19 protein-coding genes, 1 tRNA gene and 1 pseudogene are annotated in these 17,907 nt (G+C 69.0%); 13 read left to right on the top strand and 8 right to left on the bottom strand.

All coding sequences use genetic code 11. The annotated features are described in order from the left end of the window. Positions 1 to 233 precede the first annotated feature (233 nt). Both GHC57_RS05055 and GHC57_RS05050 read left to right on the top strand, forming a co-directional pair. Positions 234 to 812 (top strand): hypothetical protein, encoded by a 579-nt coding sequence (locus GHC57_RS05055; protein ID WP_153341819.1) that lies wholly within the window; start codon positions 234 to 236, stop codon positions 810 to 812. A 3-nt stretch (positions 813 to 815) separates the two neighbouring features. Continuing rightward, positions 816 to 1,280, top strand: a complete 465-nt coding sequence (locus GHC57_RS05050) for a hypothetical protein (protein ID WP_153341817.1) — start codon at positions 816 to 818, stop codon at positions 1,278 to 1,280. Positions 1,281 to 1,435: 155 nt separating this feature from the next. Here GHC57_RS05050 and rpsD read toward each other — a convergent pair whose 3' ends face one another. From rpsD to GHC57_RS05020, 7 genes and pseudogenes are all read right to left on the bottom strand, one after another. Continuing rightward, the gene (rpsD, locus tag GHC57_RS05045) at positions 1,436 to 2,050 is read right to left on the bottom strand and encodes a 30S ribosomal protein S4 (RefSeq protein ID WP_153341815.1); all 615 of its coding nucleotides are present in this window, start codon (positions 2,048 to 2,050) and stop codon (positions 1,436 to 1,438) included. A gap of 250 nt (positions 2,051 to 2,300) precedes the next feature. After that, positions 2,301 to 3,059, bottom strand: a complete 759-nt coding sequence (locus GHC57_RS05040) for a competence/damage-inducible protein A (RefSeq protein ID WP_153341814.1) — start codon at positions 3,057 to 3,059, stop codon at positions 2,301 to 2,303. A 159-nt stretch (positions 3,060 to 3,218) separates the two neighbouring features. Then, complete coding sequence (locus tag GHC57_RS05035) at positions 3,219 to 3,476, bottom strand: hypothetical protein (RefSeq protein WP_153341813.1); 258 nt, start codon at positions 3,474 to 3,476, stop codon at positions 3,219 to 3,221. A gap of 136 nt (positions 3,477 to 3,612) precedes the next feature. Then, on the bottom strand, positions 3,613 to 4,056 hold the full coding sequence (locus GHC57_RS20540; protein ID WP_425500645.1) for a (deoxy)nucleoside triphosphate pyrophosphohydrolase: 444 nt from the start codon (positions 4,054 to 4,056) through the stop codon (positions 3,613 to 3,615). Between the two features lie 81 nt (positions 4,057 to 4,137). Next, a pseudogene (locus tag GHC57_RS20535) lies at positions 4,138 to 4,638 on the bottom strand (GNAT family N-acetyltransferase); the annotation flags it as partial. After that, a complete protein-coding gene (gene argJ / locus GHC57_RS05025) occupies positions 4,619 to 5,851 on the bottom strand; it encodes a bifunctional glutamate N-acetyltransferase/amino-acid acetyltransferase ArgJ (protein ID WP_153341811.1) in 1,233 nt (410 codons plus the stop codon). The gene argJ and the pseudogene GHC57_RS20535, both read right to left, overlap by 20 nt. Before the next feature lie 13 nt (positions 5,852 to 5,864). Continuing rightward, positions 5,865 to 6,722: a peptidylprolyl isomerase gene (locus GHC57_RS05020; RefSeq protein ID WP_170294688.1), complete on the bottom strand. Its 858-nt coding sequence runs from the start codon at positions 6,720 to 6,722 to the stop codon at positions 5,865 to 5,867. 305 nt (positions 6,723 to 7,027) lie between these two features. On the opposite strand from GHC57_RS05020, the gene secA reads away from it, so the two are divergent. The 5 genes from secA to GHC57_RS04995 all read left to right on the top strand — a co-directional run bounded on the left by secA (position 7,028) and on the right by GHC57_RS04995 (position 11,326). After that, positions 7,028 to 9,766 carry a preprotein translocase subunit SecA gene (secA, locus tag GHC57_RS05015; RefSeq protein WP_153341809.1) on the top strand — a complete coding sequence of 913 codons (2,739 nt, stop codon included), beginning with the start codon at positions 7,028 to 7,030 and terminating at the stop codon, positions 9,764 to 9,766. 218 nt (positions 9,767 to 9,984) lie between these two features. After that, positions 9,985 to 10,215 (top strand): hypothetical protein, encoded by a 231-nt coding sequence (locus GHC57_RS05010; RefSeq protein ID WP_153341808.1) that lies wholly within the window; start codon positions 9,985 to 9,987, stop codon positions 10,213 to 10,215. A gap of 29 nt (positions 10,216 to 10,244) precedes the next feature. Next, the gene (locus tag GHC57_RS05005) at positions 10,245 to 10,490 is read left to right on the top strand and encodes a hypothetical protein (protein ID WP_153341806.1); all 246 of its coding nucleotides are present in this window, start codon (positions 10,245 to 10,247) and stop codon (positions 10,488 to 10,490) included. 91 nt (positions 10,491 to 10,581) lie between these two features. Beyond that, complete coding sequence (locus GHC57_RS05000; protein ID WP_153341835.1) at positions 10,582 to 11,130, top strand: NUDIX hydrolase; 549 nt, start codon at positions 10,582 to 10,584, stop codon at positions 11,128 to 11,130. Positions 11,131 to 11,241: 111 nt separating this feature from the next. After that, a tRNA-Leu gene (locus tag GHC57_RS04995) sits at positions 11,242 to 11,326 on the top strand. Positions 11,327 to 11,376: 50 nt separating this feature from the next. On the opposite strand, the gene GHC57_RS04990 is transcribed toward GHC57_RS04995, so the two are convergent. Continuing rightward, positions 11,377 to 12,963 carry a sensor histidine kinase gene (locus GHC57_RS04990; RefSeq protein ID WP_153341804.1) on the bottom strand — a complete coding sequence of 529 codons (1,587 nt, stop codon included), beginning with the start codon at positions 12,961 to 12,963 and terminating at the stop codon, positions 11,377 to 11,379. Between the two features lie 336 nt (positions 12,964 to 13,299). On the opposite strand from GHC57_RS04990, the gene GHC57_RS04985 reads away from it, so the two are divergent. The 6 genes from GHC57_RS04985 (at position 13,300) to GHC57_RS04960 (ending at position 17,859) form a co-directional block, all read left to right on the top strand. Then, entirely contained in the window at positions 13,300 to 14,115 is an 816-nt protein-coding gene (locus GHC57_RS04985) for a (Fe-S)-binding protein (RefSeq protein WP_153341801.1), read from the top strand. Beyond that, positions 14,115 to 15,536, top strand: a complete 1,422-nt coding sequence (locus GHC57_RS04980; RefSeq protein WP_153341799.1) for a LutB/LldF family L-lactate oxidation iron-sulfur protein — start codon at positions 14,115 to 14,117, stop codon at positions 15,534 to 15,536. The genes GHC57_RS04985 and GHC57_RS04980 overlap by 1 nt, the downstream gene beginning before the upstream one ends. Before the next feature lie 41 nt (positions 15,537 to 15,577). Then, a complete protein-coding gene (locus GHC57_RS04975; RefSeq protein ID WP_153341797.1) occupies positions 15,578 to 16,081 on the top strand; it encodes a hypothetical protein in 504 nt (167 codons plus the stop codon). A gap of 116 nt (positions 16,082 to 16,197) precedes the next feature. Continuing rightward, complete coding sequence (locus GHC57_RS04970; RefSeq protein ID WP_343031112.1) at positions 16,198 to 16,890, top strand: LutC/YkgG family protein; 693 nt, start codon at positions 16,198 to 16,200, stop codon at positions 16,888 to 16,890. Beyond that, complete coding sequence (locus tag GHC57_RS20400; protein WP_153341795.1) at positions 16,874 to 17,494, top strand: Smr/MutS family protein; 621 nt, start codon at positions 16,874 to 16,876, stop codon at positions 17,492 to 17,494. Before GHC57_RS04970 ends, GHC57_RS20400 begins: the two co-directional genes overlap by 17 nt. Beyond that, entirely contained in the window at positions 17,491 to 17,859 is a 369-nt protein-coding gene (locus GHC57_RS04960; RefSeq protein ID WP_170294687.1) for a helix-turn-helix domain-containing protein, read from the top strand. The genes GHC57_RS20400 and GHC57_RS04960 overlap by 4 nt, the downstream gene beginning before the upstream one ends. The last annotated feature ends 48 nt before the right edge of the window (positions 17,860 to 17,907 follow it).

Genomic DNA, 17,907 nt, shown 5'->3' with positions numbered 1-17,907 from the left:
CGCCCGTCGCTGCGCTCGTAGGGGCCGGCGCCGAGGTGCCGGTCGCGCTCCATCCGCATGGCGAGATTGAACAGCGCCGTGAACGCCTCGGCCATGCCCTCCGGCCCGGTCTGGATGAGCTGTTCCATCAGCGCGGCGATGACCTTACCCTGAGTGTCCTGCAATCCGGGTCTCCTTTGGCGAGTGAGAAAACCGGACTGGAGGGTAGCCCATCCGTGGGGCGCGCCCCACGGATGGGCATGCAGGTGCGCCCCCTCGTGCAAAATTTCCAGACATCAGGTTACACAGCCTGGGCGCAAGCCGCGAACGAGGCCAACGCGATCCGCAATACGGTCATGGATACACTTCGCGGGAGATCCACCCCGGTTGGCCACGCCCTTGCACAAAGCATCAAGTCGCAAGGCCGGACCCTCAATGAAATGGTGGCACGCAAAACCGTCCAACTTTTCGGGCCGGGAGCGACGTTCACCACCCTGTCTCAAGCGCGACAAAACCGAGTCTATTCCGAAATCGTACGGTCGGCCGGTCGGTCCAATCCGACCATCACCGCCCGCATGCGCACATGGTCGCGCGCCGGGCGCGGGCTGATTGTCCTGTCGATTGGTCTGTCGGTTTATAATATCGCGACATCGGACCAACCCGGCCAGACGGCCGTACGCGAAGTTGCGGTCACGGGCGCAGGCATCGGCGGTGGGATTGCCGGTGGCGCCCTGGCCGGATTGGCCTGCGGTCCGGGTGCCCCCGTTTGTGTAACCGTTGGCGCCTTTGTTGGCGGCGCGCTTGCTGCCTTTGGCGTCGATATGGTGTTTTAGGCTATGGGCAAAGCGGCTCTCACCCCCATCTCAACGGCGCATTTGCAGCCCATCGACGACAAAGACTCGCCAAGAGGACGCTTGTCATTGGAGGGGATGGATCGGGCACTGGAGATCCCGGGGCGCATCCTTGAAGCGGCTTGGCAGATTGATGATAACGTCTTGGTCGCAACAACGGATGACATCCCGGCGGAAGATCAGCTTCATTTTCTGCTCTTGAATTCGCATGCAGAACTCATAGACCACGTCACGTTAGGAGCGGCCTATAGCACCGGAGCCTTTATCGCAGCCCATCCCGAAGGGGCGCAGTTGAGCTTCCGCTTTTTCGGAGACACACCGTGGACCTTGACGGTGTTGCCGAAACCCACCTTTTGCATGCCAGCATTCGGGAACCCCCGCGGTGTACATCGCCCCTTTTCGTTCTGGACACGGTTGCGCATGGAAGGCCAACCGAAGTCCGGAGCGTAGTCCAGAACTCCGCGGCCATACCGGCAAACCATATTTGGGGTGCGTTCTCTGCCAGCCAGCCGGGCGGATAGGCCCACAAAACAAAGACGAGGCGCGGCCCTCCGTCGTGGAGGATCGCGCCCCGTGGCGTTTCCAGCGAGCCTGTCAGACCAGGATCAGCGGGAGTAGTACTCGATCACCAGGTTCGGTTCCATCTGGACCGGGTACGGCACGTCGGCCAGCTTGGGCGAGCGCAGGAAGGTGCCGGTGGTGCCCTTGGCGTCCATCTGGATGTAGTCGGGGACGTCACGTTCCGGCGAGCCGATGCCTTCCAGCACCAACGGCAGCTCGCGCGACTTCTCCTTGACCTCGATCACGTCGCCTTCGCGGACGTTGTAGGACGGGATCGTCACCGTGCGGCCGTTCACCTTGATGTGGCCGTGGTTGATGAACTGGCGCGCCGCGAACACAGTCGGCACCACCTTCATGCGGTAGACCACGGCGACCAGCCGGTGTTCCAGCAGGCTGATGAGGTTCTCGGAGGTGTCGCCCTTGCGGCGGGTGGCCTCCTCGTAGATCTTGCGGAACTGCTTTTCCGAGATGTCGCCGTAGTAGCCCTTCAGCTTCTGCTTGGCCATGAGCTGCACACCGAAGTCCGAGGGCTTGCGGCGGCGCTGGCCGTGCTGGCCGGGGCCGTACTCACGGCGGTTGATCGGGCTCTTCGGGCGGCCCCACAGGTTCACGCCCAGGCGGCGGTCGATCTTGTACTTGGCGGAATGACGCTTGCTCATCGGTCGGGACACCTTCGTCGAGGTTGTTGTCGGAAGCCGCCCTGGTTTTTGATCGGCGGCCTGTTTTGTGTCCCGGGACCCCGGGTGATGGGGCACGATCCCGCACGGCCCTGTGGGCGACGGGATCGGGCGGCGCGGGCCAGGGCGCAGACGCGCCGGCCACCCCCTGAGGAGTCCGCCTGTCCGGGAAGGAAGAGGGGTGTCTACGCGAGGGAGCGCACCCGGTCAAGGAAAAGCGGGGCGGAAAGGCCTACGCCCCCCTCTCAAGAATGGTGGCGTCCAGGCCCATGCCGTCGATCATGGCGCACAGGTCGGTGACCACGGCTTCCAGCACCGCCCGGTCGGTGCCGCGCGCCACCAGCGTGGTGCCGACCAGCCCGCCCCGCGCCCACGGATAGCTGCCGATCTCCACGGCCGGCCAGCGGTCCTGGATGGCGGAGAGGGCCGCGGCGATGTCCCCCTCCCGCGCCGCCGCCGAGATCGCGCGCGACAGCAGCGGCGGCCCGCCGGAGAGGCCGGGCAGCACGCTCTCCAGCATGGCCTGCATGATCTTCGGCACGCCGGCCAGCACCAACACATTGCCGATGCGGAAGCCGGGGGCCGCGCTGACGGGGTTCTCGATCAGCGTGGCGCCCCGGGGCATCTCCGCCATCTTCAGGCGCGCCTCGGTCAGGTCGGTCCCGTAGTGGGCGCGCAGGATCCGTTCCGCCTCGGCGTCCCGCTCCAGCGGCAGGCCGAAGGCGGCGGCGATGCTGGCCGCCGTGATGTCGTCGTGAGTGGGACCGATGCCGCCGGTCGTGAAGACATAGGTGCAGCGCAGCCGCAGGGCCTCCACGGCCTCGACGATGGCCCAGTCCTCGTCGGGGACGATGCGCACTTCGCGCAACGGGATCCCGATGGTGCCCAGGCGTTGGGCCAGGGTGCGGGCGTTGGTGTCCTGGGTGCGGCCGGACAGAATCTCGTTGCCGATGATGACCAGACCGGCGGTGGACCCCTCAGAATCTGACAAGACTCACCCTCCGGTCTCAGCCTGTCCGCCCACTGGCGTGCCAGCACTCATTTGTGGCCAGAACTCACATACGCCAAGGCAACCCGCTCTTCAGGAGCGGTTGCCTTGGCGCCAGTCGCACAAAATCGCGACTACCGTGTCAGCCGATCAAGCAACGTGTCAACTCGGCTGCTCACGCTCAAGCAGCACAAGGTAGCCAGCGCCCCAGGTCCACAAGAAAAACGTAATAAACAATACCACAATCTGCAGCATCGCAATAAAAACATTGGTGTCCCGATGCGCTGAGAAATAAATGGCACTCCATCCAGCCCGGTTTTCCTCCTGTATCCGCCGCTCAAGCGTTGCACGCGGATTCGTTGTTAGCACTCCGATCAGTCCGCCGGATAACGAGATGCGGACAATTTTGTTCTCTTTCATGGCAAACTCCCGTATTGGCTTGGCCTTCCCCGATATCAGGGTCTTTAGGCCTATACGGACGACTACGCGTTAATGCAATTAAAAAGTTTATGCCCACGTTAGCTGGGCAGAGCGATGCCGCATGCCGCACGCGCCGCTAGATCAGAAGCAAGTCCTGCAACGCCGGGATCAGCGGCGGATCGGCCGGCGGCATGGGATAGTCGCGCAGCCGGGCGGCGCGGACCCAGGCGGTCTGCTGCCCCTCACGGGGCGCGATGCGCCCGCGCCAGGACCTTAACACAAAGAGCGGCATCAGCAGGTGAAAGTCCGCATAGGCATGGGACGCGAACGTCAGCGGGGCGAGGCAGGACCCGCGCACGTCGATGCCCAGTTCCTCGTGCAGTTCGCGGACCAGGGCGTGTTCCGGCGTCTCGCCGTCGTTCACCTTGCCGCCCGGGAACTCCCACAGGCCGGCCATGGCCTTGCCCTCCGGTCGGCGGGTCAGCAGCACGCGGCCATCCACGTCGATCAGCGCAGCGGCCACCACCAGCACCAGCCGCGACCGGGCGGCGCGGTCGGCCTCCCAGGCCGCGCGGGTCAGGGCGTAGCCCAGATGCTCCCGGTCGTCGTCCAGCGCCAGCACCCGCAGGCTGGCGCGGCGACCATCCGGCGTGAACGCGCACCGATCCAGCACGCGGCGGGACGGCGCGTTGTCGGGAAGGACGTCGGTCTGAATGGCCTGCAGGCCCACGGCGCCGAACCCCAGGTCGAGCATGGCCCGCAGGGCCTCGGTCGCATAGCCCTGCCCCTGACGGTCGGGCGCGATCCAGCAGCCCACGTCGCCTACCGGCCAGCGCGCCGTCCAGATCAGGTCGATGGCGCCGAGGATCGCGCCGTCGGCCCGGTCGGTGACCACAAGGACCACGCCGCCGCCGGCGGTCCGATGGGTCGCGGCCTCGGCGATCCAGCGGCGCACGGCCGCTTCGTCCAGCGGATGCGGGATCGACGCGGCGGAGCGCGCCACCTCCCACGCCCCGGCCAGCGGCACCAGGGCCGGGGCGTCCGCCGGTTCGGGCGGGCGCAGCACCAGCCGGTCGGTGACCAGGGGCAGCACGGCCTCGCAGCCGCCCTCGGGCGCCAGCAGGTCGGCCAGCCGGCGGCCGTCAGCTTCGGTAATCGGCATTGATGTCGATGTAGCCGTGGGTCAGGTCGCAGGTCCAGACGGTGGCCGTGCCGTCCAGCACGCCCACGTCCACCTCGATGAGGATGTCCCGGCCCTGCATGTGCGCGGCGACGGGGGTTTCGTCGTAGTCCGGCACCGCCAGCCCACCTTCGCAGACCTGCACGCCGCCGATCCGGATCGACAGCTTGTCGCGGTTGGCGGTCTCGCCCGCCTTGCCCACGGCCATGACGATGCGGCCCCAGTTGGCGTCGGCCCCGGCAATGGCGGTCTTGACCAGGGGCGAATTGCCGATGGCCAGCCCGATCCGGCGAGCGGCCTGATTGGTGCTGGCGCCCGTCACCCGGATCTCGACGAAGCGCGAGGCCCCCTCCCCGTCCCGGACCACCTGATGGGCCAGGTCCAGCAGCAGCGCGTTCAGGTCGCGCTTGAACCGCAGCACGGCGGGATCCGTCGGACCCTTGACCGGGCGGTTGGCGGCCTGGCCGGTGGCGAACAACAGCAGCGTGTCAGACGTCGAGGTGTCGCCGTCCACCGTGATGCTGTTGAACGAGGCATCGGCGGCCGGCGTCAGCAGGGCCTGAAGGACCTCCGGCGGCAGGGCCGCATCCGTCGCCACATAGGCCAGCATGGTGGCCATGTCGGGCGCGATCATGCCCGACCCCTTGGCGATGCCCGAGATCGTGACGGGAACGCCGCCCACCTCGCTCTGCACGGTGGCGGTCTTGGGAAAGGTGTCGGTGGTCATGATCGCCCGCGCGGCGTCCAGCCAACCGTCCTCGCGGGCGTCCGCCGCCATCTCGGGCAGCGGCCCGGTGATGCGCTCATCCGGCAGGAATTCGCCGATGGTGCCGGTCGCGGAGACGAACACCTCGTCCGGGCGACAGCCGGCGACGGCGGCCGCGGCCTCGGCGATGTTCTCGACCGAGGACTCGCCGCGCAGGCCGGTGAAGGCGTTGGCGTTGCCAGAGTTGACCACCAGCGCCCGCGCAACGCCGCCGCGCAGGCCGGCCGCGCACCACTCGACCGGAGCCGAGCGGGTCCGCGACTGGGTTAGAACCCCGGCGACGGTGGTGCCGGGGTCGAACAGGGCCAGCATCACATCGGTGCGGCCCTGATAGCGCACGCCGCAGGCGCGGGTGGCGAAACGCACGCCCGCCACGGGGGCGGGCGTGACGATGGCCTCTGGGGCCAGGGGCGAAACGGGAGTGCCCATGGACGCCCGATCCCTACTCGCTCGGCTGCGGCATGATCTCTTCCAGCGGCGTGGTCTGCACGTCCGCCCCCTCGCGCAGATCGTCGATCAGATCGGCGATGGTGTCCTGGGCGATCTGGGTGGTCAGGTCGTTGCGGATCTCGTCCAGCGCCGGCGGTTCGGCCGTGCGGCGGTCCGTGACCTTGATGATGTGCCAGCCGAACTGGGTCTTGACCGGGTCGGTGGTGTACGCCCCGGCTTCCAGGTCGAAGGCGGCCTTGGCGAACGGCTCGACCATCTGGCCCTCGCGCTGGAAGTAGCCCAGATCGCCGCCGTTGGGCGCGGACGGGCCGGTCGACTCGGCCTTGGCCAGCTCGGCGAAGTCCGCGCCGTCCTCAAGATGGGCGATCAGCTCGTTGGCCTTCTCCTCGCTGTCCACCAGGATGTGGGAGGCCTTGACCTCCTCCTGCGGCGGGTTGGCCTCCAGGTACTCATCATACTTGGCCTGAAGCGCCTCTTCCGTGGCGGCCTTCTCGACCACCTGGGTCAGATAGACGCTGCGGATGATCTCGTCGCGGACCGCGTTCAGGCGCTCCTCGACGTCCGGGTGATCGGCGAGGCCCTCGCTCTTGGCCTGGCTCACGATCAACTGGCCCTCGACCAGATGGTTGACCAGCGAATCGTAGAGCATGGCCAGCGGCACCTGCCCCAGTTGCGGATCACGAGAGCGCACCGTCTGCAGCTCGCCCAGCGTGATCTCGTGGCCGTTCACGGTGGCCACGACCGTCTCGGGATCGATGCCCTGCTGGGCCGATGCAACGCCGGTGCCGGCGACGGCGGCCAGGGTGAGGCCGGCGGCGAACGCCAGGGCACGGGGGACGGAAGAAACCATGTCGTTCATCCTTGAAAAGTTCGTGACAGGCGGCGCGCGGTGGCCGCGAAAACCGATGGGCGGCACCCTGACGGGTCCGGGGACCGCCGTCAACCACCTGCACAGGTGCCCGCAGGGGCCCTCAAGGCACCCTGCCGGGGCCCGAACGGGCCGTCACGGCGGCTCGGGCGTCGTTGACAGCCCTCCCGGCGCTCTCTATCTCTTGCCGGTCGCGCGGCCCCGGGTCTCGCGGCAGGCGTGCGTGTGCCCATGGCACGGCCCTTCCGGCGTACGCCTCGACCCTTCCCGCTTCCCGAGGATGTTCCATGTTCGGCGCCATTGCCCGCAAAGTTTTCGGTACCGCCAACGATCGCTACATCAAGGGACTGAGAAAGACCGTCGAGGCGATCAACGCCCTGGAGCCCCAGCTTGAGGCGCTGTCGGACGAGGACCTGCGGGCGCGCACCGCGTGGTTCCGCGACCGCCTCGCCAAGGGCGAGACCCTGGACGACCTGCTGGAGGAGGCCTTCGCCACCGTGCGCGAGGGCGCCAAGCGCACCCTCGGGCAGCGACATTATGACGTGCAGCTCATGGGCGGCATCGTGCTGCACCAGGGCAAGATCGCCGAGATGAAGACCGGCGAGGGCAAGACCCTCGTCTCCACCCTGGCCGTGTACCTGAACGCGCTCGACGGCAAGGGGGTGCACGTCGTCACGGTGAACGACTATCTGGCCCAGCGCGACGCCGCCTGGATGGGCCAGATCCACGAGTTCCTCGGCCTGACCGTCGGCTGCATCACGCACCCCCTGACCGACGCGGAGCGCCGCGCCGCCTATGCCTGCGACATCACCTACGGCACCAACAACGAACTGGGCTTCGACTACCTGCGCGACAACATGAAGTTCCGCCTGGAAGACATGGTTCAGCGCGGCTTCAGCTTCGCGATCGTGGACGAGGTGGACAGCATCCTGGTGGACGAGGCGCGGACGCCGCTCATCATCTCGGGCATGTCGGAGGACAGCACGGACCTGTACGGCAAGGTCAACGCGCTGATGCCGAAGCTGACCGAGGAGCATTACGAAAAGGACGAGAAGCAGCGCTCCGTCACGCTGACCGAAGAGGGCACGGAGTTCGCCGAGCAACTGCTCAAGGACGAGGGCCTGATCGAGTCCGGCAATCTGTACGACCTGGGCAACGTCTCGCTGGTGCACCACCTGAACCAGGCCCTGCGCGCCCACGTGCTGTTCGAACGCGACGTGCACTATATGGTCAAGGACGGCAAGATCGTCATCATCGACGAATTCACCGGCCGCGCCATGGAGGGCCGCCGCTACTCCGAGGGTCAGCATCAGGCGCTGGAGGCCAAGGAGGGCGTGAAGGTCCAGAACGAGAACCAGACGCTGGCCTCGATCACCTTCCAGAACTACTTCCGGCTCTATCCCAAGCTCGCCGGCATGACCGGCACGGCCATGACCGAGGCCGGCGAGTTCGCCGAGATCTACGGCCTGGAGGTGGTGGACCTGCCCACCAACAAGGACATGGTCCGCGACGACCGCGACGATCAGGTCTACCGCACGGCCAAGGAAAAGTACGACGCCATCGTGGACCTGATCGAGGATTGCCATCAGCGCGGTCAGCCGGTGCTCGTGGGCACGGTCTCCATCGAGAAGTCCGAGTACCTGGCCCAGATCCTGCGCCAGACCAAGAAGATCAAGGCCAACGTGCTGAACGCCCGCCACCACGAGCAGGAAGCGTTCATCATCGCCGAGGCCGGCGTGCCGGGCGCGGTGACCATCGCCACCAACATGGCCGGCCGCGGCACCGACATTCAGCTCGGCGGCAACCTGGACATGCGCATCGCCCAGGAGGTCCCGGCGGACCTGGAGGGCGAGGCCCGTGACGAGCGCATCAAGGTCATCACGAACGAGGTGGGCGAGCGCAAGGCGCAGGCGCTGCAGGCCGGGGGCCTGTTCGTGATCGGCACCGAGCGTCACGAAAGCCGGCGCATCGACAACCAGTTGCGCGGCCGCGCCGGGCGCCAGGGCGACCCGGGCGCGTCCCAGTTCTTCCTGTCTCTGGAAGACGACCTGATGCGCATCTTCGGCACCAACCGCATGGACGGCATGCTGCGCCGCCTGGGGCTGGAGGAAGGCGAGGCCATCGTCCATCCCTGGATCAACAAGGCGCTGGAGAAAGCCCAGCAGAAGGTCGAGGCGCGCAACTTCGAGATCCGGAAAAACCTGCTGCGCTTCGACAACGTGATGAACGACCAGCGCAAGGTGATCTACGAACAGCGCCGCGAGCTGATGAACGCCGAGGACGTGCGCGAGACCGTCGCGGACATGCGTCGCGAAGTGGTCGAGACCATGGTGCCCAAGTATATGCCGGCCAAGGCGCTGCCGGATCAGTGGGACATGACCGGCCTGCATGATGAATGCCTGCGCGTGCTCGGCCTCGACCTGCCCTGCGAGGACTGGGGCCAGGAGGAAGGCATTGCCGAGGCCGAGGTGGAGGAGCGTATCCTCGCCGCCGCTGATCGCCAGCACGCCCAGAAGGCGGCCCAGTTCGGCGCCGACACCCTGCGCCAGATCGAGAAGAGCCTGCTGCTCCAGATCCTGGACCAGACGTGGAAGGAACACCTGCTGGCCCTCGACCATCTGCGCCAGGGCATCTCGCTGCGGGCCTACGGTCAGCGCGACCCCCTGAACGAGTACAAGCAGGAGGCCTTCGAGCTGTTCCAGGCCATGCTGGTGACCCTGCGCGAGCGCGTGACCCAGTACCTGTCGCACGTCCAGATCCGCGAGGCTCCGCCGCCGGATGCCCTGGTGCCGCGCGCCCCCTCGCGGATGGAGGCGCACCACGACGCCCCCGAACAGCAGGTCGGCGCGGGCGCGCCGCGCGGCGAAGGGCTCGCCGCGCCCCGTCTGGCCGAGTCCACTGGCCGGGTGGACCCGGAGTCCCGGGATCCCGCCGATCCCTCGACCTGGGGCAAGATCGGCCGCAACGAGGCCTGCCCCTGCGGCTCCGGCAAGAAGTTCAAGCACTGCCACGGCGTGGCGGCCTGATCCCGCCCCGCTCGCCGGATGAATGCTCGTGATTTTATGAAAAGGCCCGACATCACACGTTGAAAGTGCGGTGTCCTTGTGACGACGGTCACGGTCTGATACGATGACGGTCATGGGATCGGGTCCGATCGGTAGGATCCCGGTCCCGCCCCGCGGCCGGCGGCCATGTCCGATCCGGCCGGGGCGTGTACCCGGAACCGGACAGGGGAGAGACGGCCATGAACATCGGCGCCATGGCAAGCGCAAGCGCCCTCGGCGAAGCCGTCAGCCTGATGCAGGCCCAGACCAGCGTGAACGCCCAGATGTCCATGCTGAAAATGGCGGCCGAGTCCGACCAGTCGATGGCCAATCTGCTGGCCGCCAACGGGGGTCAGGCCGAATTGCCGTCCCAGGCGGTGACCCCGGCGGCCGCGCCGGGCAAGGGCACCGTCGTGGACATCGTGGTCTGACCGACCAGCCTCTCTGACGGGAGACGCGCATGGCCGATGTGCCGGGTCTATCGGGCCCGTCCTCCTCCAGCCCATCCGCCCCGCGCGGCAGCGACTCCGTGCGCCTGACGGTGCCACCCGTGGACGACCGGGGCGCCCGAACCGGCCAGACCGGCGCCGGGCGTGATCCCGCCACGGCCCCGTCGCGCGACCAGCCCCCCCATGTGATCCGCTTCGAGGGCCGGGACCTGGACCCGTACGCCCCGCGTGGGACATACTTGGACATCACGGTCTAGCCGCGCCCCGTCCTTTGGCGGGGCCGGTGCCTCGCATGACCCACAGGGCGGAGCCGCGGTGAGCGTCGATCGCATCCACAAGACCTATTTCATGCCCGTCCCGGGGGGCGCCAAGGGCGCCGGTCCCACGGTGGCCATGGTCCCCGACGGCGACGACCGCGAACGGCTGGTCTGCACCGACTGCGGCTATGTTCGCTACGACAATCCCAAACTGATCGTCGGTGCCGTCTGCACCTGGGAGGACCGCTATCTCCTGGTCCGCCGGGCCATCCCACCGCGCGAGGGCCACTGGTGCCTGCCGTCCGGTTTCATGGAACTGGGCGAGAGCACCGAGGACGGCGCCGCCCGGGAGGTCTGGGAGGAGGCCTGCGCCCGCGTCGAGATCACCGACCTGCTGGCGCTTTACAATCTGGCGCACATCAGCCAGGTGCATCTGGTCTACCGGGCGCGCATGCTCTCACCCGAGTACGCCGCCGGTCCGGAAAGCCACGAGGTGGCCCTGATCGGCTGGGACGACCTGCCCTGGAACGACCTCGCCTACCCCAACGTGGCCTGGGCGTTACGCCAGCATCGGGCCATGCGAGGGCGCGCGAATTTCGCGCCGTTGGGGATTCCGGCGGACGCCGATCATCCGGTCTGACGCACCCGAAACGGTTGGCAGTCAGAAGGTCCCGTCCGCCCCTCATCTCACCCTTGCGTTGTCACACGCATGGCTCTACTTTCGGGGTCTCCGCCCCGGGGGGAGCACGACGCGGGCGTGGCGGAATAGGTAGACGCTGGCGACTTAAAATCGCCTGGCATGTGCCGTGCCGGTTCGAGCCCGGCCGCCCGCACCATCCCCATCCGATCCTTGAAGAGACCGGGACGCGCGCCGCCGGTCGGCGGTTCACGCCGCCGCCGTCTCGACGCCCGTCCATCGGTCGCCCTCGTCCGGACCGACCTGGCGCGGGAACACCAGCGTGAAGGTGGAGCCGCGACCCGGCGTGCTGTCCAGGGTGACGGCCCCGCCGTGCTTCTCCATCAGCGCCCGGACCAGCGACAGGCCCAACCCCGTGCCCTCGATGTCGCGGGTGACCACGTCCTGCACCCGCCCATAGGCCGCGAACACCAGCTCATGGAGCTCGGTCCTGATGCCGATGCCGGTGTCGGACACGGCCAGGGCGACGGTGGTGTCCGTGGCCGAGGCGCTGACGCGGATCCGTCCGCCGTCGGGCGTGTACTTGACGGCGTTGGAGACCAGATTGAACAGCATCTGGCGCAGCGCCCGCCCGTCCGCGATCAGGGGGGGCAGGTCGCCGGGACAACTGCCGGTGAGGCTCAGGCGTTTGGCGGCCGCGCGCTCCCGGAACAGAGCGATGCAGGCCTGGATCTCGGTGCAGACCGGGGTGGGCTCCATATGCAGCTCGAACTTGTCCGCCTCGATGCGGGCGAGGTCCAGCAGGTCGTCCACCAGATCGCGCAGGTGGCTGCCGCTGGCGTGGATGTCCTGCGCATACTCGCGGTACTTCGCCGAACCCAGCGGCCCGAACATCTCGTCACGCAGCACCTCGGCGAAGCCCATCACGGCGTTGAGCGGGGTCCGCAGTTCGTGACTCATCGAGGCCAGGAAGTGCGACTTGGCCATGTTGGCCGCGTCCGCCTGAATGCGGGCGTCCTCCGCCGCGTCCCGCGCATCCCCCAGCGCGCGGGCCTGATCCTCCAGGTCGATGCGCTGGCGCGACACGCGGCCCATCAGGTCGTTGAAACTGGCGGCCAACCCGCGCAGTTCCCGCGCCCGGAAGCTCCCGACCAGGACCCGGCCGTTGTGGACCGGATCCTTCGCCAGCCGCCCCATCGTCCCGGCCAGGGCCTGGATCGGCCGCACGATCATCAGCCGCACGGTCACGAACAGCGCCCCGAACACCACGACGAGCGCCCCCATGAAGCCCAGGAAGGCCGTGTCCGACAGCAGGCTCAGCGGCTGGCGCAGGGCCGCGAGGGCCACATCCACCGTGATGACCCCGTTGACCGTGCGGCCCACGGCGCCCGCATGACAGGCCGCGCATTCCTCCTGCAGAACCAGCGGGAACAGGTACCTCACCCGGCCATCGGCCATGTCGTACCGGGTCTCTCCGCTGCGGAACACCGCCTGGACCTTGGGGTCCGTGACGAGCCCGTGACTGGACAGGGGCGAGACCCCGTACTGCCCGCTCACCGCCTCGCCGCGCACCAGACGGACCGTCCCGGTGGTGGGGCCGGCGTTCTGACGGGCCATGATCTCCCGGATTTCGTCGTGCGCGGTGCCCCGCCGCATGGAGGCATAGACGCTCTGGAAAACCTGATGGGCGGTCGTTCGGGCCTGATTCTGGGCCAGACGCAGCACGGACTCGTTGGTCTGCCACTGCAGCATCGCCCCAAGCAGCAGCCCGGACGCCAGCACGGCCACCATGAAGATGGCCGCCAGCCAATGGGTAATGGTCCAGGTCTGCGTCATGGGACCGCCGCGTCAAGGGGAGGGTCGGCATGGTGCGGTCCAAAGGGCGGTCGTCCCATGACCAGGGGCGGCGGTCCTGCGGCGCCCGCACCTCAGCGCAACTGTTCTATTTATCAAGAAATGCCCCGAAAATTAATAGGGCAAATGGCCTAGGTGCTCCGGATTCGGGCTCCGAATCCCGCCGGCGCGCCCCGCCCCGCGATCCTGGAGTGTGGAGCGATCCCGCCCCCACGTACCCGGGTTCCGCCCGACCCGCCCCGCGCGGGGCCGTTCCGCCATGGCCGAGTTCTGTGGTAAGAGATGGGTCGAGTCTCCCCCGGTCCCGCCAGGAAACGCATGTCTGCCGACACTCCCCCGCTCCCCGCCAAGCCTCGCGTGGCCCTGCTGGTCACCTGCCTCGCGGACCTGTTCCGCCCCACGGTCGCGTTCGCGGCGCTGCGCCTGCTGGAGCACGCCGGCTGCACCGTCACCGTGCCGGACCGGCAGACCTGCTGCGGACAGCCCGCGTTCAACAGCGGCGACCGCCAGGACGCCCGCGCCCAGGCCCGGTTCATGGTGGACGCGCTGAACGCCGAATCCGTGGACTATGTGGTGGCGCCCTCGGGCTCCTGCGCCAGCCAGATCCGGCACCAGTACCCGCCCCTGCTGGCGGATGATCCGACGTATGCGGACCGTGCCCGCCATCTGGCGGACAAGACCCACGAGCTGCTGTCGTTCCTGGTGGACGTGCTGGGCTGGACGGATGTGCCGGGCCGCCTGGAGGGTGTCACGACCTATCACGACACCTGTTCGGGGCTGCGCGAACTGGGCATCAAGGACCAGCCGCGCGCCCTGATGGCCAAGGTCGAGGGCCTGGAGGTCCGCGACCTGTCCGCGCCCGAGGAATGCTGCGGCTTCGGCGGCACCTTCTGCGTCAAGTATCCGGACATCTCGGGCCGCATGGTCTCGGACAAGGCGGATGACATCGAGGCCACCCGCTCCGACATGGTGCTGGGCGGGGACATGGGCTGCCTGCTCAACATCGCGGGCATGCTGAAGCGCCGCGGCAGTCCGGTGCAGGTCCGCCACGTGGCGGAAGTGCTCGCCGGCATGACCGGCGACGCGCCCCCCATCGGGGACGGTCCGATGGGCGACGGACGGGAGACGCGCTGATGCATGTGACCAGCCGCCAGTTCAAGGACAACATCAAGGGCGCCGTCTCGGACGCCAACCTGCGCCATTCGCTGGCGACCATGAAGACCGGCTTCCGCGCCAAACGCGGCATCGCCGTCGCCGCCCTGCCCGAGTTCGAGGCCCTGCGCGATGCCGGCAAGGCGATCAAGGACCACGCCCTGCAGCACCTCGACCACTACCTGGAGCGGTTCGAGGCGAAGGTGCTGGAAGGCGGCGGTCACGTCCACTGGGCCCGCGATGCGGACAGCGCGTGCCGTGCGGTGCTGGACATCTGCCGCCAGCACGGCGCGCGCACCGTCACCAAGGGCAAGTCGATGGTGGCGGAAGAGATCGAGCTGAACGCCTATCTTGAAAAGAACGGCGTGCGGCCGGTCGAAACCGATCTGGGCGAATACATCATCCAGCTCCGCCACGAGTTGCCCAGCCACATCATCGCCCCCGCGATCCATGTGCGCAAAAGCCAGGTCGCCCAGACCTTCCGCGAGAACCATCCCCAGTTCCCCGCCGACCGCGCGCTGGAGGAGCCGCGCGACCTGCTGGACGAGGCCCGCACCGTGCTGCGGTCGCATTTCCTGGGCGCGGATGTGGGCATCACCGGGGCCAACCTGCTGATTGCCGAGACCGGCTCCACCGTCATCGTCACCAACGAGGGCAACGGCGACCTGACCCAGCTTCTGCCGCGTGTCCACATCGTGGTGACCAGCATCGAGAAGGTCGTGCCGACTCTGGAGGACGCCAGCACCATCCTGCGCCTGCTGGCGCGCTCGGCCACCGGCCAGGCCATGTCGTCCTACACCACGTTTTCGACCGGGCCGCGCCGCCCGGAGGACCCGGACGGGCCGGACCACTTCCACGTCGTGCTGGTGGACAACGGCCGCACGGGCATGCTGGGCACGGAGTTTCACGAGGCCCTGCGCTGCATCCGCTGCGCCGCCTGCATCAACCATTGCCCGATCTATGGCGCGGTGGGCGGACACGCCTACGGCTCGGTCTATCCGGGGCCGATCGGCTCGGTCATCACGCCCGCGCTGGCCTCGCTGGAGGAGGCCGGCAGCCTGCCCAACGCCTCCACCCTGTGCGGGCGCTGCGAGGCTGTCTGCCCCATGAAGATCCCCCTGCCCCGCATGCTGCGACACTGGCGCGAGCACGAGTTCGCCCGCCACCTGACCCCGCCCCGGATGCGCTGGGGTCTGCGGCTGTGGGCCTTCGCGGCGCGGCGGCCCGCGCTGTACCGGCTGGGTACGGGGATGGCCGGCCGGATGCTCTCTCGGATGGCCGGACGGCGCGGCCGGCTCTCGTCGCTGCCCCTGGCGGGCGGCTGGACACAGGTCCGCGACCTGCCGGCGCCGCCCCCGGGCGGCACCTTCATGGCCCGTTACAAGCGCGGGCAAACCCACTAGAGTCGCGGGCCGTTTCCGGTTCCGCAGGAGTTCCGACGCCGATGGCGCGCTCACCCAAGGCTGCCCAGGACTATCGCCTTCATGAACGGCTGATCGAGGCCTACACGGCAAACCGGATCACGATCCACATCGACTTCACCCGCCTGAACCGGACCGGCTCGCCCGTCTTCAATCCGTGGGAGAACGTGGTTCCCCTGCTGGTGTTGCTGCTCGCCAGCGTGGTCGTGATGACCCTCGATCTGGTCGCCGGCACGCTCGTGCTGATCGGCGCCATGTTCGCCTATGCCTTCTTCGTGCGGCCCTGGATCGCGAAGCGGCTGCGGGACCGCACCATTGAAAGCATGCTGCGCAACGCCCACAACTGGCAGGTGATCTGGTCGCTCGGGGGTGTGGTGGTCACCCTGACGGCCAACCCCCGGATCGGCGTGGTCGCCCCCGCCGGCAACTGGCGGGCCTTCGCCCGGCAGTTCGAGGGCGGGGAGTCCGTCGGCCCCGGCCTGGGCGGCGGCGCGCCGGGCGACAGCGGGTCGCCCCGGATGGCCTGACGCGGTATACTGCGCGGCCCGTCGCGGGCGGGTGGCCCCGCCGGTCCCGGCGACGCGACACGACACGATTCGACAGCCCCGCACAAGACCCCCGCACAGAACAGGGAGCACGGCTGGTGACAGGCTCCGACCGCGACACCGTCCTGAACGGCATCCGCGCCGCGCTGAAACGCGGCCCCCTGCCCGACCCGACCCGCGCCGAGCTGGACCGGCGGATGGCGGACCACGCGGCCCACGTGGTCCCGGCCATCGCCCGGGGCACCCATGCGGAGCTGGTGCGGCGGTTCCTGGAGACGGCGGAGGCCGCCGCCGCCACCGTCGCCACGGTCCCGCCCGGATCGGAGGGCGCGGCGGTCGAACGCTTTCTGCGCCAGCACAACCTGCCGACCCGCGTGGCCGTGGCGGCCGATCCGCGCCTGGACGGCCTGGAGGACCGCGGCGTGCTCACCGTCGAGCGGCGCGGCACCCCCACCGGCGACGATCTCGTGGGGGTCGCCCACGCCCTGGCCGGCATCGCGGAGACGGGCACGCTGATGATGGCCTCCGGGCCGCACAGTCCCTCGACGCTGAACATGCTGCCGGACACCCATATCGTCGTGGTGCGGCAAACGGACGTGGTCGGCGGCCTTGAGGACGCCTGGGCCCGGCTGCGCGCCCATGCGCCGGAGGGCCCGCCCCGCACGGTCCACCTCATCACCGGCCCCTCGCGCACCGGGGACATCGAGCAGACCATTCAGCTCGGCGCGCACGGGCCGCGTCGGCTCCATATCGTGATGGTGGAAGACACGGCCGATGGCGCCGCCGTCTGACAGAGCCCGCCGCGCCGGACCGCCCGCCCTGTCCGAGGCCGACCTGCGCCTGTGGCAGGAGGTCACCCGCAGCGCCGTGCCGCTGGCCGGCCGCGCGGGCACGGTGGCGGGCGCCCAGCCCATGCGGACCGCCCCGCCGCCCCGCGCCCCGGCGGCATCCGATCCGTCGCCGGCCGCCCCGCCCGCACCCGTCACCGCCCCGCCCGCCCTGCGCGTCGGCCGGGATCGGCTGGGCGACTCGCCCCCGCATCACGGCGAGGCCGCCGGCATCGACCGCCGCACGCACGAGCGATTCCGGCGCGGTCGCATGCCCATCGAAGGGCGGCTGGACCTGCACGGCATGACGCGTGAGCGCGCCCACCACGCCCTGACCGCCTTCCTGCACCGCGCCCACGACCGGGGGGCGCGCTGCGTGCTGGTGGTGACCGGCAAGGGCAGCGGCCGCGAGGGCGGCGGCGTGCTGCGCCGCGACGTCCCGCACTGGCTCGGCCTGCCGGACGTGCGCCGCATCGTGCTGTCCGTCACCCAGGCCCAGATCCGCGACGGGGGTGAGGGCGCGCTCTACGTGCTGCTCCGGCGCCGCCGCGAGGGACGCAGCCCGTGACGCCCTTCGGTGCCCGGGTAAGGGCGCTGCGGGCGGAACGCGGCATGAGCCTGAACGATCTGGCCGCCCGCCTGACCGTCTCGCCGGCCTATCTCTCGGCCCTGGAACACGGCCACCGGGGCCTGCCCCAGCCGGGTCTGGTCATGCAGATCTGCGGCGCGCTCGATCTGATCTGGGACGAGGCCGAGGCCCTGAAGGCCCTCGCCGCCGTCTCCGCGCCGCGCGTCACCCTGCGCACGGGCGGGCTGTCGCCGCTGGCGACCGAGGTGGCCAACGAACTGGCGCGGCGGCTGCGGGACCTGGACGACGACACCCTCCGCGCGCTGCTGGACGTGTTGCGCGCGGAGACACTCAGGAAATCTTAAGCGCCCGCGCGTATACTTGCTGCGGCGGACGAGGGGCCCGCCGGGAAC

The organism is Roseospira navarrensis, from assembly GCF_009601025.1.
Classification (GTDB): Bacteria; Pseudomonadota; Alphaproteobacteria; order Rhodospirillales; family Rhodospirillaceae; genus Rhodospira; species Rhodospira navarrensis.
This window is presented reverse-complemented; position numbering and strand designations above follow the sequence as displayed.